Below are 25,736 nucleotides of genomic sequence, written 5' to 3' on the forward strand. Positions count from 1 at the left end.
TGGACTAATGTCCCGCTCCGCTCTAAGCGCAGCTATGCCGCAGGCTTTACGCAATTACAATCAGTGGGGGCTTGAAACCCACATAATTACCAATTACCAATTTGGTCAATATGTTTAGTATTTGTGATAAATGTGAATAGAAAGTGACACCTAGATAGTATTAGTCATCAACACTAACCAGCTATCAAGTGAATGATAACTGGTCAGTGATTTAAATTTATCTTGTCTCCCCCTACACCCCTACACCCCTATTTCACTAGGAATCTCAATCTCTTTCTTTGGTGTTTCTTCAAAAATACTTAAATCAAACCAAAAAGTAGTACCCACACTGACTTCACTGACCAAATGGACTCTGCTGTGGTGTCTTTCAATAATATTTCTGACAATCGATAGACCCAAACCTGTACCTTCTAAGGTGTGAACGCGGTTCTCGACACGGAAGAAACGGTCAAAAATAGCCTGTTGGTCTTCTGGGGCGATACCAATACCTGTATCAGATATTTCTATCCTAACTTGTGCAGGCTGATTGGATGATGTGGGTGTGATATCTAGCGGATAGGTACGGATGGCTACTTTGCCGCCGGCTACAGTAAATTTGAGGGCATTACCCACCAAATTAGCTAAGACTTGCAGCAACAAATCATAATTACCCATAACTAAAGGTAAATTGGGGGCAACTTCTTGTAAGAGTTCGATACCTTTATCTCTAGCGTTGAGTTGATATGTCCGCAGGGTTTGCTCAATGGCTTGGGCTAAATCTACACCATAGAAGTTGTAAATCTTGCCAGATTCTAGCTTAGATAAATCTAAAACATCATTAACTAAGCGAGTCAAGCGATCGGTTTCATGATTAACCGTTTGCAGGAATTCCCGTTTTTCTTCTAAGCTTAATTCTTCGCCGTACTCGTGCAGAGTTTCGATAAAAGATTTGATATTAAATAATGGCGTTCGCAGTTCGTGGGAAACGTTGCTGATAAATTGGCTTTTAGCTTCGTTTAGTTCTACCTCACGGGTGATATCTTGCACGGTGATAGCAATACCTTTGATACTCTCCCGTTGTAAATTGAGTACCGTAGTTAAGAGAATGCGAATAGTACGCTTAATGGGTTGACTTAAGAAAATGCGAAACTCAGCACTTTCACGTTCGCCGGCAGCCATTTGGTATAAAGGTTTGGATATTTCCATTTGCACTGTTGGCGGTAAGTGATGCAAAACATTACTGCCTACTACATCATCGCTACCTTCCCAACCAAAAATGTGCCGTGCTGTGGGGTTGACTAAAATTACCTGCATATTATTGTCAATTAAGACAGCACCATCAGCGATCGTGGAAACTAGGGTTTCGAGTTTGGCTTTTTCTGCGGTTAATTCCTCTATATTTTGTTCTTCGTAGCGTTCTAGACGCTCGGCCATTTCATTAAAGTTTAAAATTAGCTCTCCTAATTCGCCGCCTAGGGGTAAGTCAATACGCTGCTGGAAGTTGCCTGCGGCGATTTCTTTTACCCCTACTAGCAGTTCTTTAATCGGCTTAGTGATAGTTAAAGCGTTAATTACTCCTGCCAAAATCACCATTACCCAAATTGTGATAAATACGGCAATGGTGACATCACGGGTGAAGTTAGTGGAAATAACTGCTGTTTGGTTGGGGTTGATCCCGATCGCTAATATACCTAAGTTTTTTTTATTAACAATCAGAGGAATAAACACATCGGTCACAGCCCCATCTGGGGTCATGTGTTGCCGCACCATTGGCTTATCCCACTCTTGAGGATAATCTTCTGGGAGTTCGATTCGTCGCTCAATTGTCAGTGAGTTTTCTACTTCAGGTTCCCAAAAAGGAATCCCAAAATAGATTTTCCCAGTCTCATCCGCATACAGCATATAGCGGATGCTAGAGGTACTGCTATAAAAGCGTTCAGAAAATTTGGCTACCTCTGTAAGATTATTATCAGCTACCAGAGGGGTAACGTTAGCCGCCAATAGTAGCCCCAGATCCCGTCCAAAGCGGGTGTCATTCATGCGGGCATCTTGCTGGATGGTATTCACCGCCCAGAAAGTTAAACCACTCATGACTAGGGAGACTACTAAAGTAGCCACGGCCAAAAGTTTAGTTTGGAGAGTGAACTCTGACCACCAATTGGCGATCGCTTCTCGGATTGTTTTTAACAGCGACAGCATCTCAAATAAAGTTGTTAGTAGTTTCATCAATCAACCCCAACAACTAAAAAATTAACAGTTAATTCGACAAATATGCTAATTGGGGACTGGGAATTGGGGATTGGGGACTGGGGACTGGGGACTGGGGACTGGGTAATTAACCACTCAACATTCAACACTCAGCACTCACTACTCAGCACTCAGCACTCCTAACTCAGCACTCTATGACCTATATCTCTACGGTAATACATTCCTTCAAATTGAATAGATTCTAAGCCATTGTAGGCGGTGGACAGGGCTTGCTCAAAGTCCTCTCCGGTAGCAGTTACGTTTAACACTCGGCCGCCGTCTGTCACAGGTTGCTGTTGCTGGTTTAATTTTGTGCCGGCATGAAATACTGTGACTCCTTTAGCTTCAGCTTCCTTAATACCGGTAATGACTTTGCCTTTTTCATAATCCCCCGGATAACCACCGGAAGCTGCCACTAAGGTTGCAGATGCGCCATTATGCCAAGCAATGGGGGGTAAATCACTTAAACGTTGCTCGACACAAGCTAAAATTAATTCTTCTAGGGGTGTGGCTAACAGTGGCAGAATAACTTGGGTTTCAGGATCGCCAAAGCGACAGTTAAATTCTAAAACCTTAAAGTCGCCATCGGGGGAAATCATCAAGCCGGCGTAGAGTACACCACGATAATCAATGCCTCTAGATTTTAATGTGGCGATCGCTCTTTCTAAAACTTCGGTTTGCACCCTTGCCATTAATGCTGCCGTAGCAATGGGTGCTGGGGCATACGCGCCCATTCCACCTGTGTTTTCGCCTGTATCTCCTTCCCCGATGCGTTTGTGGTCTTGCGCTGGCAATAAGGGGCGAATTGTGATGCCATCGGTTACAGCTAACACCGAAACCTCTTGCCCAATTAAACATTCTTCAATAACTACAAATTCCCCTGCGCTGCCAAACTGCCCTTGAAATATCGTCTCAATGGCGTTGGTTGCCTGTTCTACGGTGGTAGCAACAATTACACCCTTCCCAGCCGCCAAACCGTCTGCTTTAACAACAATGGGCGCACCCTGAGACTGCACATAAGATTTAGCTGCGATCGCCTCAGTAAATACCGCAGCCTTAGCAGTAGGAATTCCCGCTTCTTGCATCAAGGCTTTAGCCCAAGCTTTACTGGCTTCAATCTTAGCTCCGGCTCTAGTTGGGCCAAATACCTTCAGTCCTTTATCTTGTAAATAGTCGGTAATGCCTTGAGCTAGGGGTACTTCTGGCCCTACTACCACCAGAGAAATCCCGTTTTCTATGGCGTATTTACTTATACCTGCAAAGTCATCTACTGCCAAAGGTATGTTTTGGCAACCTGCCATACTAGCCGTACCACCATTACCTGGTACACATACTACCTGATCAACTTGTGGCGATCGCAATAATTTCCAAGCCAAAGCGTGTTCGCGCCCACCATTCCCTACAACTAAAACTTTCACAGATTTCCTCTTGCGTCCCTTGAGAGATAAGAATGCCCTATGGCTGCGGATCAATTTTTCACCAATTCTTACCCTGACGCAAGCCCCCCTCAAAAATTCAAAATTCAAAATCTTGCCCTCGAACGAAGTGAAGGGTCAAAATTCAAAATGGTTCATACATTGGTGATAAGTTACTCTGTCACCTGTCACCTGTCACCTGTCACCTTCCTTCATTAACAGTATTAACCTAATAGACATTATGATGTAAAAATTGCACTAAAAGTAGAATACATGGCTAGAGTTATTGTTACTGGGGTTGCAGGATTTATAGGTTCTCATCTTGCACAAACTTTGCTAGAACAAGGTAAAGAAGTAATTGGTATCGATGAATTTAACGATTACTACGAACCTATGTTAAAACGCAAGAATATTGCTCATTTACAATCTTCACCTAACTTCACCTTAATTGAGAGCAATATTCAGGGTTTAGATTGGTCAACATTATTGCAAGATGTAGATGTTGTTTACCATCAAGCAGCTCAAGCCGGAGTCAGAGCTAGTTGGGGTCAAGGTTTTCGTGCTTATACTGAACGCAACATCAACGCTACACAAGTAATCTTAGAAGCCGCCAAAGATGCCAAACAATTAACAAGGTTCGTGTTTGCCTCTACATCTAGCATCTATGGTGATGCAGAAACATTACCTACTCATGAAGGCATTCCCCCGCAACCAGTTTCTCCCTATGGTATTACGAAACTAGCGGCCGAGCGTTTGTGTGGTCTGTATCACAAAAATTTTGGTGTGCCTTTTGTCTCTCTACGTTATTTCACCGTTTACGGCCCCAGACAAAGGCCTGATATGGCGTTTCATAAATTTTTCAAAGCTGTTTTGCAGGATGAGGCAATTCCCATCTATGGCGATGGACAGCAAACACGAGACTTTACATTTGTCAAAGATGCCGTAGCTGCGAATTTAGCAGCCGCTACTGTACCTCAAGCAGTAGGTGAAATTTTCAATATCGGTGGCGGTAGCAGAGTAGTTTTAGCTGAAGTCCTCAACACGATGGAAGGAATTGTGGGTAAACCCATCAAAAGAAACCATATAGAGAAAGCAATGGGAGATGCTAGACACACGGCGGCTGATGTGTCTAAAGCACGGCAAATTTTAGGATATCAGCCTCAAGTTTCTCTCAAGGAAGGATTGACCCAAGAATGGGAATGGATTAAAGCTTTATATAGTTAAAAATTGAGAGAATTTACAAAACTCTGTTATATCGGTTCTCTCTTTAGTTAGGTACAAGAACCACACTAAAGTGAGAACCGCTATATATTCTGGATTGGGTACAAAAAAACTACCAAAATGACCGATAACCACGAACAAGCATCATTAAAAACTTCCAAACCCCAGAATTTTCCGTTGAGCCTAGGTCTAGTTTCTGTAATCTCATTAGCAGTGCTTAATTTAAATCACACTGAGCCGACAGTACCTATTTTGGGATTTCATGGCCTTGTAGATATGAAGAATACTAGCCTAGCTCTCAACACTAATGAAATGCAGTATTCTAAACAAGAGCTAGAGAAAATATTAGACTATTTAGTTGTTAATGACTACTGGTTTTTATCAACTCAAGATTTATATGATTTTTTCTTAACTAAATCCCAAGAAATCCCAGCTAAAAATCGCCGACAAAAGCCAATCATGATTTCTTTTGATGATGGTTATAAATCAGTACATACAAAATTACTGCCTATCTTATCGAAGCTAGAAAAAAAATATAATAAAAAAATAAAAGTTGTCTTATTTATCAATCCCGGCAATTTAGCTAAACCTGGAATTAATAGTAAAACTCACTTGGGATGTCAGGAGTTAAGGGAAGGGTTACAAAAGGGTTTTTATGATATTCAATCTCATGGTTTAAAGCATAAAGATTTAACTAAACTATCTCGGCGAGAGTTACTTAGAGAACTTGTACAAGCTAGAACAATCTTAAGGCAATGTACACAAGATTTAGATCCCAAACAGAAGGTAGCATCTCACTTTGCCTATCCCTATGGAGCTACTAATAAACAGGTAGCATTATATGTTTCTAGATATTATCTTACGGGATATTTATATAACAATGAAGTTTTAAATCACACTTGCATAAATAATTATTATCAAATTCCTCGCCTCATGGTTAATCGACAAAAATCACCTAAAGAACTTATATACATGGCCGAAAAGCAACATCCAATTAACAAGCAGGAGAGTGCTGAGTGCTGAGTGCTGAGTGCTGAGTGAGGAGTGAGGAGTCAGGAGTCAGGAGTCAGGAGTCAGGAGTCAGGCGCAAGCACTGTAGAGAATTGGTATAAGGACTAAAGTCCTTACTACAAACCTTCAAAACTAACGGGTAAAAATTTACCATGTATATACATTTTATAAGGCATAGAAGGTATTTACTTTAAGTTTTACATTTTCCATGTATATACATATGTTCGGCAACTATAACCCTGAATTTTCTTCTTCCTGATTCTCCACAAAGCCTTGACGAGCAAATATTTCAATAGCTTCAGTGCGAGACAAATTATGTTTAGCTGCTAGTTCTGCTAACTTTTGCCAAGCTGTATCTGTCAATCTAATAGACCTCAATTGCTTAGGCTCATTACCATAGTCCATCTCAAACTTACCCGAAGCACTGCGTTTGCGCCTGGGTGATTTCTGCCTAGTCCCAGAATACTGATTAATCGACGTACTATTTGAGAGATTGATTGTCATCAATTTGACTAAGTTGTCAATGAGGCGATCGCACTCCATTGGTAGAATATCTTGACCATGCAGCATACTGTTAATAATTGTGAAATGTATCAATGTCCCCATAAAAATACGTGCTGCTACTTGCGAGTCAGGTAATTGCAGTTCTGGATGATCAGTAAAATACTGACTTACCAAATCCAACCCAGGCTTGTCTATATTGCTGACAAAGACCCTTGCTAGAGAGGGAAACCGGCCAGACTCCCCAATAATTAATCTCACCAAGTTCAATAACTCTTGTTCTTGATGGACTTGAGCCAAAATATGGTTTGCTAGGCGGCGCAAAACTAGCTGTGGTTCTCCTTGTAAAAATTCTGGATCTTTGACTGCAAGAAATTTTTCTTGTGCTAGGTGCTCAATTAAAGCGGTAAACAATCCCTCTTTATCTTGAAAGTAGCTGTAAACAGTTGTTTTAGAAACACCTGCGGCGGCTGTCACCTTATCCATTGAGGTAGCAGCATAACCGTGTATCAAAAACTCTTGCATCGCACCAGCAAGGATAGCGTCTACTTTGTCTTCTGTTTGTATCTTCTTTTTTCGCATCTTTTGGACATCGGGAGTGGAGAGTGAGGAAGAAATACTGGCATCTAGTCTTTTATTTTCCCAGAAGACCCTTGACATTATTGCAATGGACAGTTTAGTTTAGTTTTAGGTAACTAAACTAAATAGTTTATTTAGCATACGAAAAAAAGAGGGCTTATGGTGCGCGATATAGCAGCTAAAAGTTCCGCATTTTTCAAACCTAGCTCTCGCCCATTTATCATACTGGCAGCAGCTACAGGTTTTGCGATCGCCGGACTTAATGGTTATAGATTTTGGCAGAGTCAAGCACAGTCTTCTAATGCCAGTGAAACTACCCAAGTCAGCCTCCCGCCAGTCACAACGGTGACAGCTTTGGGTAGACTAGAACCAAAAGGAACGATAATTAAAGTTTCTGCACCCTCATCTAGTCAAGGGAGTCGGGTAGAGACACTATTAGTTAAAGAAGGGGACAGGGTAAAAGCTGGACAGGTAATTGCAATTTTAGATAACCGCGATCGCCTACAAGCAGCATACCAAGAAGCCCAATCTGCCGTGAAATTTGCCCAGATAAACTTAGAAAAAGTCCAATTGGGGGCTAAAGCTGGCGAAATTGCCGCCCAAAGAGCAGAAATTTCCCGTTTACAAGCACAGACAGTAGGGAGTAACGGAGAACAACAGCAAACGGTTGCTAGGTTAGAAGCCCAATGGCAAGGTGAAACTACAGCCCAACAAGCCACCATTAAAAGATTAGCAGCAGAATTAAAAAACGCCGAAGTAGAATTTCAACGCTACCAGCAACTTTATACTGATGGGGCAATTTCCCAATCTGCATATGACAGTAAAAGGTTAAGTGTAGATACCATTACCCAGCAGTGGGATGAAGCCAAAGCCAACCTGCAAAGAATTGATAGCACCGGACGCAAGCAAATCAGCGAAGCCAAAACCGCCCTAGCTAGAATCAACGCCACTGGCGATCAGCAAGTGAATGCAGCAGCAGCCACCTTAGAAAAAATAGCTGAAGTGCGTCCCGTAGATATAGCCGCAGCTAAAGCCGAAGTTAATCGGGCGATCGCATCTGCCAAACAAGCCCAAGCAAATTTAGCCCAAACCTATGTTAAATCTCCCCAAGATGGTGTGATATTTGACATTCATACCCGTGCAGGTGAAGTAGTATCTAACGACGGCATCGTAGAAATTGGGCAAACTAACGAAATGTATGCAGTGGTGGAAGTTTACCAAAGCGATGTCAACAAAGTCTTACCCGGACAACAGGTGCAGATATCAAGTAATTCTCTCCAAGGACAATTACAAGGAACAGTAGATTGGATTGGCTGGAAAGTTAAACGACAAAACATTATTAACACTGACCCCAGTGAAAATATTGATTCCAGAGTCGTAGAAGTTCATGTACAACTAGATGAAACTTCCAGCGATAAAGCGGCTAAATTTACCAATTTGCAAATCAAGGCGGTGATTCAACTGTGATGGGATTAATTCTAGAACTCCAACGGCGTACACCACTCGGATGGTTACAACTCAGCCATCACAAAAGTCGCTTACTTGTTGCATTAGCAGGTATTGCTTTTGCTGATGTCCTAATTTTTATGCAGCTTGGCTTTCAAAATGCCTTGTATGACAGCAACACCCGCCTTAATCGTACCTTCCTGGCAGACATTATATTAATCAGTCCCCAAAGCCGGAATATGCAGAATTTGGCGACCTTCTCCCGGCGACGACTTTTACAAGCTGCGGATGTACCGGGTGTAAAGTCAGCAGAAGCCCTGTATATCGGTTTAGTGACTTGGAAAAACCCCCAAACCCGCCAGAAAACTACAGTACAAGCAATTGGGTTTAATCCTGAGCAGGTAGCCCTGAATCTACCAGAAGTTAACAATCAGCTAGATAAAATTAAGCTACCAGAAACCTTTCTTTTTGACCGCGCCGCCAGAGGAGAATACGCACAAGTTTTTCAGCAAATTGATGCAGGTAAACTTGTCACCACAGAAGTAGATAAACGTACTATTAGCATTGGAGGAGTATTCAAGTTAGGAGCATCCTTCGGTGCGGATGGTACTTTAGTTTCCAGCGATGAAAACTTTTTGCGTTTATTCCCCAGAAGACAAGCAGGAAGTATTAGTTTAGGCTTGATTAATATTCAACCAGGATATGACACCCAGCAGGTAGCAACAGCTTTAAAAGCGTACTTAAAAAGTGAAGATGTCAAAGTATTAACTCGTGCAGAATATATCAAATTTGAAGAAGACTATTGGAAAAAAGAAAGCCCCATTGGTTTTATTTTTAGTTTAGGTGTATCAATGGGTTTCATGGTGGGTGTCATTATTGTCTATCAAGTCCTCTCAACAGATGTTAATGCCCACATGAAAGAATACGCCACCTTCAAAGCAATGGGCTATCCTAACTCTTATCTATTGGGTGTGATTTTTGAAGAGGCAATTATATTAGCAGCCTTAGGTTTTATCCCTGGATTTATTGTTCCTTTGGGACTTTATCAATTAGCTGCCAATGCGACAAATTTACCAATATATATGACCGCAATGAGAGCCATAATAGTTTTCTTTTTAACAATAATTATGTGTACTCTTTCAGGAGCAATCGCCACTCGGAGATTGCAAGCGGCTGACCCGGCGGATATGTTTTGATGAAGGGGACAGGTGACAGGTGACAGGTGACAGGGTAGAGAAGCTAATAACTAATGACTAAATATAAATTAGTATGATGCAGACTTTTAATAATTCTGAGCCTGTGATTTTTATTGAGAACTTAGATCATTACTTTGGTAGTGGTCAACTCCAAAAGCAGGTTTTATTTAATATCAACCTGGAAATTAATGCCGGGGAAATTGTGATTATGACAGGTCCTTCGGGTTCTGGGAAAACTACCTTGCTGACTTTAGTTGGTGGTTTGCGTTCTGCCCAGTCGGGTAGCTTGCGAATATTAGGTAAAGAACTTTGTGATGCTAGTAGTAAACAGTTAACCCAAGCGCGACGCAATAACGGTTATATTTTCCAAGCACATAACCTGCATGGTAGCTTGACTGCAATTCAAAATGTCCGCATGGGTTTGGAAGTGCAAGGGAAAATTTCCCCCCAAGAAATGCTGAAGCGATCGCAACATATCCTAGAAGAAGTCGGATTAGGCGACAGACTGCACTACTACCCAGATAACTTATCAGGCGGACAAAAACAACGGGTGGCGATCGCCCGTGCTTTAGTCAGTCAGCCTAAAATTGTCTTAGCAGATGAACCAACAGCCGCTCTTGATAAACAATCTGGCCGTGATGTCGTGGAACTAATGCAGAAACTAGCTAAAGAGCAAAACTGCACCATTTTACTAGTTACCCACGACAACCGCATTTTAGATATCGCCGACCGCATTATTTACATGGAAGATGGTCATCTGGTTAGAAATGGAGTCACTGTAGGGGACAGGTGACAGGTGACAGGGAGCAGGGGAAGCAGAGGGGCGGAAGTTATTCAATTTTGAATTTTGAATTTATATGCCCAATGCCAATCTTAATTACGAATTACGAATTACAAATTACGAATTACGAATTACGAATTACGAATTATTTGTTCTCGAATTATGCTCGCTGTAGCTGGAGCAAGTAAAACTCCATTACGATAATGTCCAGTGGCTAACAGAACATTACTAAAGCCGGGCAATTCACCAATAACTGGTGCTGGGCGACCTTCGGGACGGGGACGTAAACCTGACCAAGTGCGGATAATTTTGGCTGTCGCTAACTCTGGACAAAAGGCGATCGCTTTTTGTTTCACTGACTCCAATAGTTCTTGATTGGCGGGAATCTCATCGCTATCTACAGGAAACTCCACTGTTGCGCCTATCCAGTAGTCTCCGCCACCAATCGGGACAATATGCACATCACTACCGTTGATGGCTGGTTGAAAGTCAGGGTTGCCTAATGGATGCCCTAGGGATACTTGCAAGGCTTGCCCCAGTACAGGACGAATATCTATTTTTTGATTTAACTGGGCTGTTAATGCAGTAGAACCTAATCCAGCCGATATAATAATCCAATCGGCGGTGAAATTACCTGCTGTCGTTTCCACAGAGGTAGATTTACTATTTTCTGGACTGGATAGACCTAAAACATTGACACCAAACTGAAAATTTACGCCTTTTTGCTGGGCTGCTTCAACTAAAGCCAAAGTCAACACAGTGGGGTCGAGTTGGCGGTCTTGAGGAGAGTAGACAGCACCGATAACTTGGGAATGATTAACTTGGGGACAAATATCTTTGAGTTTCGCCTTGTCCCAAATTTCCAACTTCCAGCCTTGGGAGTGACGAACTGCTGCTAACTTTTCCCAACCTTCCAAGTTTTCATCTTCTAGACAAAGGTTGAGAATACCTTGACGGTTAAAAGGGATGATACGCCCTGTTAATGCTTCCAGTTCAGGAATCAAAGTTTCATAACGTTGGATGCTGGTTTGTCTCAGTCGCCAAGCCTTGCCCTTAATTTTATGGCTAATTATCCCCACTAAAACACCCAATGCCGCGCCTGTAGAAGCTTGTGCTGGGGGCTGTTTGTCAAATACTGTAATTTTGATTCCTGGGACTTGACTGAGTTCATAGGCGATCGCTGCCCCAACTACGCCACAACCGATAATCGCTACATTCATGATTTTTGCTTACGAGAGAGGGAGTAAGGAGTAGAGAATGGGGCATCGGGCATGGGTAAAGAGGAATGGGGCATTGAGAACAGAAAAAAATCTCCCTTGTTTCCCTTATCCCTATTCCCTTTACTGTCCCCTGTCCCCTGTCCCCTATCCCCTACCCTAGCTAGCCTCTGATTCGCTACTGGTTTCGGGCAGCAGTTGAATGAATTTATCAATATCTGCAAAAGCAGCTTGATAATTACTTAAGGCAAGTTGAGTATTACCAGCACTAGCTGCCTGATCGATTTTAACCAAGTGACTGAGCAAATCTTTGTTGATTTGCCGGGCTGCGGATTGTTCTTTAGGAAGTAGGTTGGGTGTGATATAAGTTATGCTCAACCTAGCTTCTGTGATAGGGCCGTGGATAAAATTACCCACATTGATCCAGTCACCTTTTTGAATCAGGGTTTTCAGTTCACCTGCGCGATCGCGCACAGCTTGAATTTCAGGAGAATGTACCTGAATTTTCTCAAGTTGAGCAGTTGTGTAAGTTGGAGGAGCAACTGCGGTAGTAGGACTGCCGCAACTAACTAGAAACGTTGCTACCAGTACGAGAAGTAATGAAATGATTGAGCGTTGACGCGCCATACACTGAAATTGGTTGATTTCTTTTTGCTGATTCACAGTGTAATTCTATATCGCTAAGGTAATTTATCGTTCACTCTAGTAAATAATGGTAGGTTGCTTTAACTATTTGTGCTAGTGCATAAGATGTTTCTGGTGTAAGTCGTTTGTCACTCAAGATGAAAGTTACAATTTCTTCGCCAATATCTACATCTTGTTGTGGTTGGCCGGTTATAAAGTATAGAGATTAATAAAGATACAGATTTTTACAGATTGGGTTGTCTAAGCGGATACCTGAAAATCAACCCAGTAATTTTTTACTTTGTCCAAAATTTGAATTATTTTCACCAAAGCAACTGCTTTACCAACTTCGGCAATGCGGGAAAGGCGATCGCCAATTTCAAAATTCATGCCTGGTATTGTTACCAACCAAGCAGTCGGACAATGACCGTAAAGGGCTTGAGTGAGAGCCAACAGCGATCGCGGATCACCTATATGAACGCTGTTATCAATATCACAAGCCGGTGAGAGCGATCGCACTTGTACATCCCAGCCATCCACAGGTAAACAAGCATCAACAAAGATGACTAAATCAGTCCGGGTTAAAGCAGTAGCTAAATCCGGCGTAAGTTGGTGAATTGCCAGGGATTCCACAGACGATAAATGCCAAGAAGCAATCTCATTTGCTATCCGTTGTCCAATACCGTCATCACTCCTTAAGTCGTTACCATAACCAATCACCATTACAGAGTTTTTCATAATTTTTAGTTATCTGACGTAAACAATTAACTTATTCAGCACTCTTTATAAACAGTAAATTTAATCAGCATCTTCAGCTTTACTGGTTCTATTTGAAACATTAACTCAACAATTTGAGGAAGTTGTGAGGGATAGGAGTTACCTGCTAACCAGAGATGCTTGACACGTAACCCCTAAAACAACTCAAAACTCAAAACTAATTACTTAAAACTCAAAACTCAAAACTAACCACTCAAAACTCAAAACTCAGCACTCAGCACTCAGCACTCAGCACTCAAAACTATTCTCGCTTGCTGACTCCATTGTTGGACTTGCTCAATTGGTGGACACAAATCCCGTCGCTGCATGGTTGCCACCTGCAACCGTAAAATCTGTTTATGTAATCTGTGAGTTGGAGTCTGCGCTAACTGTGCCACAGAAGCAACGCCTGCGTGTAGTAATAAACCACAATATTGTGTTCCCACACTAGGAATTCTAGCTAAATCAGCTAAAGCCACCCATTTATTTACATACTGGAGGTTAACCTGTAATTTATTTGCCAAAGCTACCTTTGCTTGGAGAGTTTTGCCCTGTTTTACTAGTCCAACTGTAGTTTTAATGCCGCAGTTTTGTAGTTGAGATTGTTCTTCTTGACTCAATCCCGGCAACTGTTCAATCGGCCAGTCAGAATATCGCATCGGACTGGGGTTTTTAGTCCCTGTTGGTTTAGCAGACATTTGTATCAATAAACTTAACAATTCAAAATTCAAAATGACGCTCAATGATTCGCTAACGCTGCGCTAACAAAATTCAAAATTAAAGACAGTTGGAGTCGGGGATTTAAACCTCAACTCAACTGATACTACGTGTAGACGTAGGGGTCTTAAACCCTTGAATTTACGATAAGTTGCCTTCACTATTTTGACTTTTTCATGAGGGACTGGGGACAAATCAATTCAAAATTCAAAACTTGTACTTGACTATTGACTAATTAGTTCTCCCCGTAAGACTGTAACAGCTTGACCTGCTAACAGAACACGATGACCGATCGCTGGTTGGAGACTATCGCCTCCTGTATAAGTCACTTTTACTACTCCACCGCGACTTGATGCTTGATATGCTAAGAATTGATCTTTGTTTAGGCGATCGCGCCAAAATGAAGCCAAGCAACAATGGGCAGCCCCTGTTACTGGGTCTTCATTAATACCTAATCCTGGCGCGAAGAAACGAGACACAAAATCGTACTGTGAATCAGAGTTTGCCAGACTAGTCACAATCACATTAGCCATAGGCAAGGTTTTCATTTGCTGAAAATTTGGCTGCATTTGCCGCACCAAATCTTCAGATGCAACTTCTACCAAGTAACCCAAGTAATTCTGCACAATTGATTTTAACGGTACTCCTAACGCCTCGCTGAGTCCTGGAGGCGCAACAGTTGCTTGAGAGTGGATAACTGGGAAATCTAACTCAATCCATTCACCTTGTCGTTTAGCAATCAGTAACCCACTTTTGGTGTAAAAACGTGCGGTTTCATCTGGTGATAAATGCCCCTCAGACCACAGCACATGACTACTAGCTAAGGTTGCATGACCACAAAGCGGCACTTCTACTGTAGGAGTAAACCAACGCAGATTAAAACCATCATCCTGCTTGAGTAAAAAAGCCGTCTCAGATAAATTCATTTCCTGGGCTACATTCTGCATCCATTCGTCAGATTGGGGAGCAGCTAAAACACAGACGGCGGCGGGATTGCCTGCAAAGGGTTTCTCGGTAAACGCATCAACCTGGGTAATAATTTGTCTCATCATTCTTAATTTGCGTAGATATAGCGAAGCTTTCTTTGATCAGGGGCATCTTATCCTACCAGTGCCAGATAGCTCAAACCCTGGCTACACCAATCCCTGATTTACTTTCAAGTGGTTTTTTTCATCCCCGGTCTGTTCGCGCAGCGTCTCCCCTGGGGAAAAGCACGTAATACGCAACTACGTTGCTGTTAGTCCGGGGTTTTCAACCCACCACTTATAATTTCTGGTATGTGTTAAAAAACTGAGACAGCAGTGATTAATATGGGTATCATGACAAACCGCAGAGGTTATCTAAATTATCTTGGCTTATTAGGAGCGATCGCACTTGGTGCTGTGTTGCGTTTTTGGCATTTGGATTTAAAACCTCTGTGGATGGATGAAGTCATTACTGCCATATTTAGTTTAGGGAAAAATTATCATGATTTACCGTTGGATGTAGTTTTTACCTTAAACCGCATCCCAGATATTTTTACTTTTCAGCCTGGGGTTAGCTGTATCCAAATTGCTAACAACATCGCTACGCAGTCTACCCATCCCCCACTTTTTTTTTGTGGGATGTATCGCTGGATGGAGTCGATACAACTTTTAGGAAATGATTGGGTAACAAAACTGCGATCGCTACCAGTTTTGTTTGGTATAGCTGCGATCGTCGGTATGTATGGTGTCAATTGTATCGCTTTTTCACCAACATCTGGAATTATTGCCGCATTACTCATGGCAGTATCTCCATTTGCAGTTTACCTTTCTCAAGAAGCGCGTCACTATACCTTGCCTATGTTTCTCATCACCTTATCATTGTTGTTAATCATGGAGATTCAACGAGATATTTTACAGGGTAGGGTGAGATTCTGGTGTTGGTTTTTATGGGTAGTTATTAGTATTTTTGGTTTTTACAGCCACTACTTTTTTATTCTGGCTTTCATTGCTGAAATTGCTACTTTATCAATATTAATATACTGGAGTGAATTTCAAAAAATCAGAATTTTATTATATTTAATTATATCTTCTATTAGTGTTTTTATTTGTTTTATGCCTTGGGTACTGATAACACTTAATCATGCTCAAGGATCAGAAACTAATTGGCTACCAAATACAAACATTATTACACCTTTTTATCACACTATCATTAGTCTGGTGTTAATGATTATATCTTTACCTTTAGAAAGTCAATCATTAATGATCATGATTATTTGTGGATCATTAATGTTGATTTTTGCTATTTGGGCAGGATTAATCATCTTTAAAGGTTTAGAACAACTGTTGCTACAAGATAAAACCTACTTCCCGACATTAACACTAATTAGTTTTACGAGTTTTATTTTGTTACAATGCTTCGCTATAGCCTATTTATCAGGTAAAGATATTACTGCTGTTCCCCGTTATAGTTTTATTTACTACCCTAGTGTTTGCTCTCTGCTTGCAGCTAGCATTTGTCACAGTCAAAAAATAAATATAAAAAGTAAAAAGCAGGCATTAGTTTTTATATTTGTTGGCTTGGTAAGTAGTACCTTTATTGTTTATAATTTTGTGTTTCAAAAGCCATTTATGCCGGAAAAAGTAGCCCTAAATATGAATTTAGAGCCGTCTTTACCTCTAATGTTGGTAGTGACCTATGAAAGCTATCAAGATGTTGCTCTAGGACTCAGTTTTGCTTTGGCACTTGAAAAAATTAGAAGTCAAATATCTGAATCAGATAATTTTGTTGCTTTAAAAAAATCTCCTAGTTTACCTGCTATCTGGACAAAGATTTCACAACTGTCAATAACGATAAAATCGCATTTCAATTTATGGATAGTTGCCCCTGGAATTAGGCGAAGAGATTATCCTCAAAAGTTAATCTTGTCTGGAAATACTTGTATAATCGACACTAATAAGCATTACCGCATCGGTATTCCCTATCAACTTTACCGTTGCAGTGTTTGCAATATACCAATTTTGAAGTGAAAATTTCTCATCCCAAGCAGTTGTTAGGGAACACCAAAAAATAAATTATCCGCAATTGATGGTTGGGTTGGGTAGGGTGCGTCAGTGCGATAGAACCTAACTATACTCAGAAATTATTCATACTGACGCACCCTACAGTTTGGATATTTTTTTATCTGGAAGTCTCTTAGCATAATTTTTTTGCCCTATTAGCTAGATGGACGTTTTAGCTACGATGGGGCGCATTATCTTTACTCCAACTTAGCACCCCAAAATAAGCTACAATTCAAGCAGATTAAGCATTTCTCGCTCACGAATACCCCATGCTAGAGAATCTGCAAACCCGACTTTACCAACTAGAACAATTTGCTAATACCCTTGTCTCTCAGCAACTGACACACCTGAGTTTGCTGAGTATTGGCATCATTTTTACCGCAGGTTTGCTAACTAGCCTTACACCCTGTATGCTGTCCATGCTGCCAATTACGATTGGTTACATCGGCGGATATGAAACAAAAAGCCGTCTCCAAGCAGCAGCCCAATCAACATGGTTTGCTTTGGGATTGGCGACCACTCTAGCCGGCTTAGGCATTATAGCCGCTTTGGTGGGCAAAGTTTACGGTCAAATAGGCATTGGTTTGCCGATTATTGTCAGCATTATCGCCATTCTCATGGGGTTGAACTTACTAGAAGCCCTACCTCTGCAATTACCTTCTTTTGGTGATACCAATTGGATTTCCCAAGATTTACCTCCTGGGGTGCGTTCCTATGGGGTTGGGTTGACGTTTGGCTTAGTTGCATCCCCTTGTAGCACACCTGTTTTAGCCAGTCTTTTAGGTTGGGTAGCGAATACACAGGACTTAATTTTGGGTGCTGTGTTGTTAATTTCCTACACAGCCGGATATGTCGCACCATTAATTTTAGCGGGTACTTTTACTGCTTCAATTAAAAAATTACTAGAATTGCGTCGCTGGTCTGGTTGGATTAACCCAGTTAGCGGTGTGCTTTTAGTCGGATTTGGCGTATTTTCTCTAATTTCTCGGATTCCCCTTGGTAGTTTGTAAGCAATGACTATAGATAATTCAGCGTCTACAGCATCCTCTTGGTGGTCAGTACCAGGAAAATACTTGCGGCGAGAGTTTTTACCTGTACTGACAGATTTACGATTAGCGATCGCACTATTATTAATCATCGCCCTGTTCAGTATAAGCGGAACTGTCATCGAGCAAGGTCAATCACCAGCATTCTATCAAGCCAATTACCCAGAACACCCGGCTTTATTTGGTTTTCTGACTTGGAAGGTCATCCAAGTAGTAGGCTTAGATCATGTTTATCGGACTTGGTGGTTTTTAAGTTTACTAGTTTTATTTGGAACTAGCCTGACTGCTTGCACATTTACCCGTCAGTTACCAACCTTAAAAACTGCTCAACGCTGGAAATATTACGAAGAACCCCGACAATTTCAAAAACTCGCTTTAAGTGCAGAACTAGATACTGGTTCTGTAAAATCTTTAACTCCCTTATTACAAAATCGTCGTTATAAAATCTTTCAAGAAAAAGATGGGATTCTCTACGCCCGTAAAGGTATAGTCGGGCGCATTGGCCCAATTATCGTGCATATTGGCATCGTCATGATTCTTCTAGGGGGAATCTGGGGGGCGATGACGGGATTTATGGCTCAAGAAATGATTGCTAGTGGTGATACATTTCAAGTCAATAATATTATCGATGCTGGGCCTTTAGCCGCCCCAGTTCCCAAAGATTGGTCTGTACGCGTCAATCGATTTTGGATTGATTACACTCCCACTGGTGGGATTGATCAATTTTATTCTGATATGTCAGTTTTGGATAATCAGGGACAGGAAGTTGACCACAAAAAGATTTTTGTTAACCAACCTCTGCGTTATCATGGCATAACTTTCTACCAAACAGATTGGGGAATTTCGGCTGTTCGCGTCCGCATCAACAACAGCCCCATTTTTCAGTTACCAATGGGACTATTAAACACTAAAGTTCCGGGACGCATTTGGGGAACTTGGATTCCGACGAAGCCAGATATGAGTGAGGGTGTGTCTCTATTAGCAAAAGACTTGCAGGGGATGGTGTTAATTTATGATTCTCAAGGTAAGTTAGTTGATACTGTCCGCGCTGGTATGTCTACCCAAGTCAATGGTGTCACCCTGAAAGTTTTAGATGTAGTTGGTAGCACAGGGTTGCAAATTAAAGCCGACCCAGGTATACCGATTGTTTATACTGGGTTTGCTATTTTGATGCTGGGTACAGTGATGAGTTATTTTTCTCATTCCCAAATTTGGGCATTAGAAACAGGCGATCGCTTGTATATTGGTGGTAAGACTAATCGCGCTCAAGTAGCTTTTGAAAGAGAAGTTTTGGAAATTTTAGATACTGTGAGTTCTGATTCCCAGCTAATTCCAGTCGCCAAATAAGTGTTTAATAGATTTAATAACCCCGCTTTTTCTTGCAAAAACGGGGTTATAGATTGATTGAATTATTTTTGATGACGCACTTCTACCACAGTGTGAACATTACCACGGGGAGTAAAATCAGCTTTCACCGTGACTTCTAAAGGGTCACAAGCTGCGACAAAATCATCAAGAATTTGATTAGCAGATTCTTCGTGGGAAATGTAGCGATCGCGGTAACTGTTAATATAAAGCTTCAGTGCCTTTAACTCCACCACCCGCTCATCAGGAACGTAGGTAATATGAATGGTGGCAAAATCAGGATAGCCGGAAAATGGACACTTACAGGTAAATTCTGGCAAACTAATATTAACGTCATAGCGTCTACCCACACGCGGGTTAGGGAATGTAATTAGCTGTCCTTCCGCAATGATACGTTCGCCATACTTCATTTCTTGGCTAGACTGAGATACATTTTCAGGTGATAAATTACTCATAAGTTACTAAGGTGGCTATGTTAGCAATCTGAAGAACCGAATAATTACTAACTTAACACTTCGCAACACTTACCACTCCTACCCATCCCAGTCTGGACAACTCCCATCATCCCAGCCGTGGGGGTGCATTCCACAAACTAACAAATTACCCCCATACACATGACCGTGGTAATTTTGACAACCGACGCAAGCAGGGTTTTGTTCAACTGAAGGTTCAACAGAATAAGGAAAACCAGGGTCAGCATCAACTACGAGTTCTTCCAATTCCCAATAAGCATCGAAAATTGGTTCAGCTATATCCTGTAAATACTGATCAACTTCAGTAGCAATTGAGTTTTGTACTTGTTCGGAAATCTCTTCTGTTACCTCAAAAAAAGTATCTACCATTTCACTCATTCCTAGGAAGAAGCGTTCTACTTCATCAGCCACTGTTTCCACGATTTCGATCAAATCTTTTTGCCACTGTTCCATAAATGTTACGCCCTTAATGCCTTTCTACAGGACGCTTAGTGCTACTTGGCTGGAAGCACTAGAGTACACCCTAGGTAATGTATATTATAGATTCTTCTGGACGAGACATTCCACCAAAGTTTTACTGTACTAGCTGCAAAATAGTGCTGTTAGCCGCGCTACCGCTAACAGAAATCAGCACTCGGAACTCAGCACTCACTAGTACCTTACTCGTTTTGCAACTTCTTTAACTCTTCTTGCAGGTTTAGCACTTGTTGGCGTAATTTATCTACGTTTTCAGTCGATTCCTTTTTCACCGTGGGTTCTTCGTCTTCCTCTAAAATTTCGATGCGACGAGGTTCAGAAGGTGGTGACTTTTCGGCAGTGTCAGCAGGTGGTTGTGGCTGTTGAGCTTGTCTCATCATGTCTTCCACAAAGCGGCGGGCTTCCTCGGTGTTCATTTCGCCCTTCGCCACCATTTCATCTGCCAGCTTTTGGACTTGCGATCGCAGTTCAGATAACTTGCCTCCGGCTTTCTCACCAGCGTAAGAAGCCAAACCGACACCAAGGTAAAAAGCTTTTTGAACTAAATCTCCAAAACCAGGCATTGCTGCTGATCGCTCCTACAAAATAGGGCGACCCGGAGACTACGCCTACTACAAGCATCCTGTGTTGCTGCTACCTTCCGGTCCTGACAAAATTTAGGCGTTGCAGTCGCATAGATCCAGGTCTAAACAACAGTATAACATCAATATTCAGTAAGTGAGTATTATTCTGCTACGATTTTCCATTTGTATCGGTTGTAATTTTTAAATTCTAAAATACCTATAAAGATAGATGTAGATTGATCAGATGAAAGTAATATGTATAAGGATGCCAAAATATATGTAAAATCAAAACATCCAACATTAGATAGATGCGGTTACATAAATCTCAATGTTAGGAGTCAGCCGCTTGCGACCACAAGATATACATAATTCCATCGTTGCCAAAGTTGCAAGTGCGATCGCTATTGTAGTTGGCGGTTTGATATTAATTATTTCCTACTTAAAAATTAAAATTCTTCAGGGTAGCTTCTTAGGTATTGAAGCGACAATACAACCAGATACAGCATTATGCTTTTTTTTATCAGGTATTTCCCTGTGGCTGTTGGTTGGAATGAGGCGACGAAAGTTTAGTTACTTATCTAGAATCTGTGCTGTAGCTGTCGGTGCGATCGCATCTCTCACCCTGAGTAAATATTTATTAGGCTGGAATCTGGGGATTGATGATTTTTTACAGCAGATAACACAGCACCAGGGAGGCATGGGGTGGAATACATCTATAAGTTTCATCTTACTAAGTTTAGCTCTACAGTTGCTAGTTCATCCCACGAATAAACGCAGCTATTGGTATGCTCAAATTTTCACTCTGATGGTAGCTGTAATTTCTCTACAGGTGGTGATAGGTTGTGTATATAGAGTGAAATTTTTTTACAGCCCGACTTCTACTATCCCATCTATGGGATTTTATACAGCATTATTACTGATAGTTCTGTGTGTAGGGATTTTATGGGGGCGAGCTGAACAGGGACTGATGAAAATAGTGATCAGCGATAGTTATGGCGGCTCAATTACACGACGCTTATTAGTAGCTGCGATCGCATTTCCCGTAATTCTAGGATGGTTAATCGTCGAAGGACAAAGGGCAGGAAAATACGGGACAGCCTATGCTGTATCAGTATTTGCCGTTGTTTTAATTGTAATTTTTGCCATTGTAATTTGGCAAAGTGCGGTAATTATTGAACTCCTCAGCCAACAACGCGATCGCGCCGAAAAAACAGTTAAAGTCTATGAAGAAAAACTCAGGAGTTTTGTAGATGCTAACCTCATCGGGATCATATTTAGTGACGTTTATGGCGGAATAGAAAAAGCTAACAACGCCTTCCTAGAAATGATTGGTTATTCCCAAGAGGATTTACTGGCAGGAAAGTTAAGTTGGCGAGACATCACACCACCAGAGTATCTTCACTTAGATGAGCAAAGCATCGCCGAAGCCAAAGCTAACCCTAAAGGTGCTTGTACGCCCTACGAAAAAGAATATATTCACAAGGATGGTAGTCGCATTCCCGTGTTAGTAGGTTATGTACTGACAGGAGAAACCAAAGAAGAAGCAGTCGCCTTTATCTTCGACTTGAGAGAGAGCAAACAAGCACAAGCCGAACAACAAAAATTAGTATCTCTAATCGAAAATAGTAATGACTTTATTGGTTTAGCTACCCTAGAAGGTGAGTCATTTTACCTCAACAATGCCGGTCAAAAATTAGTAGGACTCAGAAATCTAGAGGAAGTTAAGCAAAAGGTAGTATCAGATTATGTCATGCCTCAAGACCAGGCTTATTTTCTAGATCAGATTCTGCCGACTGTAATTACCAAAGGTGATTGGCATGGCGAATTCTTTTTTCGGCACTTTCAAACTAGCCAAGCCATCCCAGTTGATTATCATGTTTTTACCATTAAAGATCACAACACTGGAGAACCCATTGCCTTAGCTACGGTAACTCGCAATATCACCGAGCAGAAGCAATCACAAGAAAAAATCCTGCAACTCAACAAGGATTTACAGCGTCGCGTTGCCGAGTTACAAACATTACTAGAAGTGATTCCTATTGGTATTGGCATAGCAGAAGATGCCCTATGCCAAAATATCAAAGTTAACCCCGCCTTGGCCAAACAACTAGGAATATCGCCAGATGTTAATGCTTCTTTAACCGCTCCCATTGAAGAAAAACCAACACAGTTTAAAGTTTATCGCGGAGGTAGAGAACTTTTACCAGAAGAACTGCCCATGCAATATGCTGCGGCTCATGGGGTAGAAGTTTTAGATTTTGAAGTTGATATCATTCACGACAATGGTAATATTGTCAACTTATTAGAGTACGTTGCCCCACTTTTTGACGAAGAAGGTAACACCAGAGGAGCTATCGGCGCGTTTTTGGATATTACAGAACGCAAGCAAGCTGAAGAATTACTCAGAAATCAGCAACAGTGGTTGGAATATGTCTTAAACCTGATGCCTCGACCACTATTATTTATTGAGCCAGGAACAGCACGGGTCATATTTGCCAATCGAGCTGCTGATGAATTAGCTGGAGGTGAATTTCCCAGGGGTATACCAGGCGCAGACTATCACACAGCTTACTACTGCACAGATGCTGATGGGAATCAAATTCCCAACGACCAAATGCCAGGGGTAAAGGTTGCCCGTGGAGAACGTTTAGAGGGGTATGAACTAGACTGGCATACCCCCAACGGTATCCTATCTATCCTGGTATTTGCCGATACTCTACCAGCCTTGCACGGCTATCCCGCTACCTGTGTATTAGTATTTCAAGATATTACCAAGCTCAAGCAAGCTGAAAAAGCCCTGTCACTGGGCTATAAAAGGCTGCAATTATTATTTAGTACCGCTAATGAATTACTATCTAGCCAAGAACCATTGGCATTAATCGATAGTTGCTTTCACAAACTGGCAGAACAGATAGGTCTGGATACTTACTTTAACTATTTAATGGAGGAAAATTCCCAGGGAATGCGTTTAGCTTCCCATAAAGGGATTTCCGAGGAACTAGCCCAAGAAATTGGGTATTTGTCCCTAGGGCAAGCTGTATGTGGTGTTGTTGCTCAACAATGTCAATCAATTTATGTCGAGAATGTACAGCAATCAACTGATTCCAAAACAGAATTAGTACGCTCCATTGGACTCACAGCCTATTATTGTTCTCCATTGATAGCCCAGGGGAAAATTTTAGGGACTTTGGGTTTTGGTAGCCGCACTCGTAATGCTTTCACCGAAAATCAAAAGGGTATGATGAAAGCGGTTTGTGATCAAATTGCGATCGCAATGGAACGTACCCAATTAATTACTTCTTTACAGCAGCAAACTGAACAGCTAACAGCCGCCAATCGCATGAAAGATGAGTTTTTGGCTATACTTTCCCATGAATTGCGATCGCCCCTCAATGCTATCCTCGGTTGGTCTCAGCTGCTGCGGACTCGCCAACTCAGTGAAACTCAAACCGCTAAAGGCTTAGAAACCATCGAGCGTAACGCCAAAGCTCAAACCCAGTTAATTGAAGACTTGCTAGATATCTCACGGATGATTCGCGGTAAGTTGCACCTTAATGTTTATACTTGTAATCTCGTTCCTATCATCGAATCAGCGATTGAAAATATCAAAATAGCCGCTCAAGCCAAAGAAATTGACTTGCAATTTTCCTTATTTCCTCAGTCCCCAGAAAACACACAATTCCTCATTTCCGGCGATTCTGAGCGATTACAGCAAATTATTTGGAATTTGTTAGCAAATGCTATCAAATTTACACCCACATCCGGCAAAGTAGAAGTCAGGCTCTCAAAAGTTGAGGGTAGTGAACACGAAACGAAAACAGCCTATGTCCAGATCCAAGTCATAGATACAGGTATTGGGATTAACTCTAGCTTCCTACCCTACGTGTTTGATCGCTTTCGCCAAGCTGACAGTTCCAGTACCAGATCCCACGGTGGATTAGGTTTAGGTTTAGCTATTGTTAGACATTTAGTAGAATTACATGGTGGTACAGTCCACGTATACAGCCCCGGAGAACAACAAGGAGCTACCTTTACAGTCAAGTTACCACTTCTAGCCGTGAGTAAATTAACCCTGACAGAACCAGTCAATCAATCAGCAGCAAATGCTTCTCCATTGCCCATGTGTCCCTCACTGTCAGGCGTGCGGGTACTAGTAGTAGACGATGAAGCCGATTCGCGTAATTTTGCAAGCACAGTATTAGAACAGTGTCAAGCAGAAGTCCAAGCAGTTGATTCTGTACAAGCAGCATTAGAGATGATTAACCAGTGGCAACCAGATGTTTTAGTCAGTGACATCGGTATGCCCAACGAAGACGGATACGCCTTAATCCGTAAACTGCGATCGCTGCCTCCAGAAAAAGGAGGCAAAATTCCCGCCGCCGCACTTACAGCCTACGCTAGAGCCGACGATCGCACCCGCGCCATCCAAGAAGGGTATCAGCTACATTTACCCAAACCAATTGAGCCGATTGAGTTAGCCACAGTTGTCGCCAGTCTGATTGACAGAAATAAATAAGGCAGGGGATTAAATCAATTCGCAATTCGCAATTCGCAATTCGCAATTCGCAATTCGCAATTCGCAATGGGCTAACGCCCCGCTCCGCTAACGAAATTACGTGTTGTAACGGGTGGCTAAATCAGTGAACAGTGAACAGTGACTGATTATGCCCAGTTACTATTTCTTTTGCAGCTGGACTAAAGTCTCATAAATTTGTTGTTTTAAGTTCCTATTGTTAGGAATTTCCATTGTGATTCTATTAAACCTATCAATAGACAGTCCATAATTTTCCACAATTTCCTGGGACTGTTTACAGTAATTAACGGCAATATCTCTAGCCCTATTAGGCAAACTATTCATACTATTAGGTTCATGACAAACTATTTTAGGAATATTTCCACTGCCAACTATTCTTTTAATTTCTCCAAAAGCTTGTTGACGAGCAGGCTCCATTGCTAACAAAGCTTGAGCGTAGCTCGTAATTTCGTTTTTATTAACAGAGAGATTTTGAGCATTAGCTTTTAAACTAAATGTACTCAAAACCAAAGTAGTTGTAGTTATCAGTCCAAACAAGAAGTTATGAGTCATCCTCTTGTGC

At 41.6% G+C, this 25,736-nt stretch carries 21 protein-coding genes and 1 other RNA gene; 9 read left to right on the forward strand and 13 right to left on the reverse strand.

Annotated elements, in window-relative coordinates:
* Nucleotides 1-240: 240 nt before the first annotated feature.
* Nucleotides 241-2,178, reverse strand: coding sequence for a two-component system sensor histidine kinase NblS (gene nblS, locus L6494_RS00285; protein WP_237996310.1), 1,938 nt, complete (start codon nucleotides 2,176-2,178; stop codon nucleotides 241-243).
* Between the two features lie 188 nt (nucleotides 2,179-2,366).
* Nucleotides 2,367-3,644, reverse strand: coding sequence for a phosphoribosylamine--glycine ligase (gene purD / locus L6494_RS00290; RefSeq protein ID WP_237990912.1), 1,278 nt, complete (start codon nucleotides 3,642-3,644; stop codon nucleotides 2,367-2,369).
* 270 nt (nucleotides 3,645-3,914) lie between these two features.
* Here purD and L6494_RS00295 point away from each other — a divergent pair, with 270 nt between their 5' ends.
* Nucleotides 3,915-4,865 carry an NAD-dependent epimerase/dehydratase family protein gene (locus L6494_RS00295; RefSeq protein ID WP_237990913.1) on the forward strand — a complete coding sequence of 317 codons (951 nt, stop codon included), beginning with the start codon at nucleotides 3,915-3,917 and terminating at the stop codon, nucleotides 4,863-4,865.
* 117 nt (nucleotides 4,866-4,982) lie between these two features.
* Nucleotides 4,983-5,885 (forward strand): polysaccharide deacetylase family protein, encoded by a 903-nt coding sequence (locus L6494_RS00300; RefSeq protein ID WP_237990914.1) that lies wholly within the window; start codon nucleotides 4,983-4,985, stop codon nucleotides 5,883-5,885.
* Nucleotides 5,886-6,104: 219 nt separating this feature from the next.
* Here the strand turns inward: L6494_RS00300 and L6494_RS00305 are convergent, their stop codons facing one another.
* Nucleotides 6,105-6,956 (reverse strand): TetR/AcrR family transcriptional regulator, encoded by an 852-nt coding sequence (locus L6494_RS00305; RefSeq protein WP_237996312.1) that lies wholly within the window; start codon nucleotides 6,954-6,956, stop codon nucleotides 6,105-6,107.
* A gap of 156 nt (nucleotides 6,957-7,112) precedes the next feature.
* Here L6494_RS00305 and L6494_RS00310 point away from each other — a divergent pair, with 156 nt between their 5' ends.
* The 3 genes from L6494_RS00310 to L6494_RS00320 all read left to right on the forward strand — a co-directional run bounded on the left by L6494_RS00310 (nucleotide 7,113) and on the right by L6494_RS00320 (nucleotide 10,388).
* Nucleotides 7,113-8,420: an ABC exporter membrane fusion protein gene (locus L6494_RS00310; protein ID WP_237990915.1), complete on the forward strand. Its 1,308-nt coding sequence runs from the start codon at nucleotides 7,113-7,115 to the stop codon at nucleotides 8,418-8,420.
* Nucleotides 8,417-9,595 carry an ABC transporter permease DevC gene (gene devC, locus L6494_RS00315; protein WP_237990916.1) on the forward strand — a complete coding sequence of 393 codons (1,179 nt, stop codon included), beginning with the start codon at nucleotides 8,417-8,419 and terminating at the stop codon, nucleotides 9,593-9,595. The genes L6494_RS00310 and devC overlap by 4 nt, the downstream gene beginning before the upstream one ends.
* A 76-nt stretch (nucleotides 9,596-9,671) precedes the next feature.
* Entirely contained in the window at nucleotides 9,672-10,388 is a 717-nt protein-coding gene (locus tag L6494_RS00320) for a DevA family ABC transporter ATP-binding protein (protein ID WP_237996314.1), read from the forward strand.
* Nucleotides 10,389-10,507: 119 nt separating this feature from the next.
* Here L6494_RS00320 and L6494_RS00325 read toward each other — a convergent pair whose 3' ends face one another.
* The 5 genes from L6494_RS00325 to L6494_RS00345 form a co-directional block, all read right to left on the reverse strand.
* On the reverse strand, nucleotides 10,508-11,596 hold the full coding sequence (locus L6494_RS00325) for an NAD(P)/FAD-dependent oxidoreductase (RefSeq protein ID WP_237990917.1): 1,089 nt from the start codon (nucleotides 11,594-11,596) through the stop codon (nucleotides 10,508-10,510).
* 156 nt (nucleotides 11,597-11,752) lie between these two features.
* The gene (gene psbQ / locus L6494_RS00330) at nucleotides 11,753-12,220 is read right to left on the reverse strand and encodes a photosystem II protein PsbQ (RefSeq protein ID WP_237996316.1); all 468 of its coding nucleotides are present in this window, start codon (nucleotides 12,218-12,220) and stop codon (nucleotides 11,753-11,755) included.
* A gap of 258 nt (nucleotides 12,221-12,478) precedes the next feature.
* Entirely contained in the window at nucleotides 12,479-12,955 is a 477-nt protein-coding gene (locus L6494_RS00335) for a hydrogenase maturation protease (protein ID WP_237990918.1), read from the reverse strand.
* 260 nt (nucleotides 12,956-13,215) lie between these two features.
* Nucleotides 13,216-13,671, reverse strand: a complete 456-nt coding sequence (locus L6494_RS00340; RefSeq protein WP_237990919.1) for a DUF4332 domain-containing protein — start codon at nucleotides 13,669-13,671, stop codon at nucleotides 13,216-13,218.
* A gap of 243 nt (nucleotides 13,672-13,914) precedes the next feature.
* Entirely contained in the window at nucleotides 13,915-14,739 is an 825-nt protein-coding gene (locus L6494_RS00345; RefSeq protein WP_237996318.1) for a PhzF family phenazine biosynthesis protein, read from the reverse strand.
* A 270-nt stretch (nucleotides 14,740-15,009) separates the two neighbouring features.
* On the opposite strand from L6494_RS00345, the gene L6494_RS00350 reads away from it, so the two are divergent.
* From L6494_RS00350 to L6494_RS00360, 3 genes are all read left to right on the forward strand, one after another.
* Nucleotides 15,010-16,683: a glycosyltransferase family 39 protein gene (locus L6494_RS00350; protein WP_237990920.1), complete on the forward strand. Its 1,674-nt coding sequence runs from the start codon at nucleotides 15,010-15,012 to the stop codon at nucleotides 16,681-16,683.
* A 302-nt stretch (nucleotides 16,684-16,985) separates the two neighbouring features.
* On the forward strand, nucleotides 16,986-17,726 hold the full coding sequence (locus L6494_RS00355; RefSeq protein WP_237990921.1) for a cytochrome c biogenesis protein CcdA: 741 nt from the start codon (nucleotides 16,986-16,988) through the stop codon (nucleotides 17,724-17,726).
* 3 nt (nucleotides 17,727-17,729) lie between these two features.
* Nucleotides 17,730-19,109 carry a cytochrome c biogenesis protein gene (locus L6494_RS00360; protein ID WP_237990922.1) on the forward strand — a complete coding sequence of 460 codons (1,380 nt, stop codon included), beginning with the start codon at nucleotides 17,730-17,732 and terminating at the stop codon, nucleotides 19,107-19,109.
* 62 nt (nucleotides 19,110-19,171) lie between these two features.
* Here the strand turns inward: L6494_RS00360 and queF are convergent, their stop codons facing one another.
* From queF to ffs, 4 genes are all read right to left on the reverse strand, one after another.
* Complete coding sequence (gene queF, locus L6494_RS00365; RefSeq protein WP_237990923.1) at nucleotides 19,172-19,582, reverse strand: preQ(1) synthase; 411 nt, start codon at nucleotides 19,580-19,582, stop codon at nucleotides 19,172-19,174.
* Between the two features lie 78 nt (nucleotides 19,583-19,660).
* Nucleotides 19,661-20,053: a hypothetical protein gene (locus L6494_RS00370; RefSeq protein ID WP_237990924.1), complete on the reverse strand. Its 393-nt coding sequence runs from the start codon at nucleotides 20,051-20,053 to the stop codon at nucleotides 19,661-19,663.
* A gap of 206 nt (nucleotides 20,054-20,259) precedes the next feature.
* On the reverse strand, nucleotides 20,260-20,640 hold the full coding sequence (locus L6494_RS00375) for a phasin family protein (protein WP_237990925.1): 381 nt from the start codon (nucleotides 20,638-20,640) through the stop codon (nucleotides 20,260-20,262).
* A 26-nt stretch (nucleotides 20,641-20,666) separates the two neighbouring features.
* Nucleotides 20,667-20,763, reverse strand: an RNA gene (gene ffs / locus L6494_RS00380) — signal recognition particle sRNA small type.
* Between the two features lie 205 nt (nucleotides 20,764-20,968).
* On the opposite strand from ffs, the gene L6494_RS00385 reads away from it, so the two are divergent.
* Nucleotides 20,969-25,156 (forward strand): hybrid sensor histidine kinase/response regulator, encoded by a 4,188-nt coding sequence (locus L6494_RS00385; RefSeq protein ID WP_237990926.1) that lies wholly within the window; start codon nucleotides 20,969-20,971, stop codon nucleotides 25,154-25,156.
* 159 nt (nucleotides 25,157-25,315) lie between these two features.
* Here L6494_RS00385 and L6494_RS00390 read toward each other — a convergent pair whose 3' ends face one another.
* The gene (locus L6494_RS00390) at nucleotides 25,316-25,726 is read right to left on the reverse strand and encodes a DUF4168 domain-containing protein (protein WP_237990927.1); all 411 of its coding nucleotides are present in this window, start codon (nucleotides 25,724-25,726) and stop codon (nucleotides 25,316-25,318) included.
* Nucleotides 25,727-25,736: the final 10 nt, after the last annotated feature.

It is taken from the genome of Nostoc sp. UHCC 0870, from assembly GCF_022063185.1.
Lineage (GTDB): Bacteria > Cyanobacteriota > Cyanobacteriia > Cyanobacteriales > Nostocaceae > Trichormus.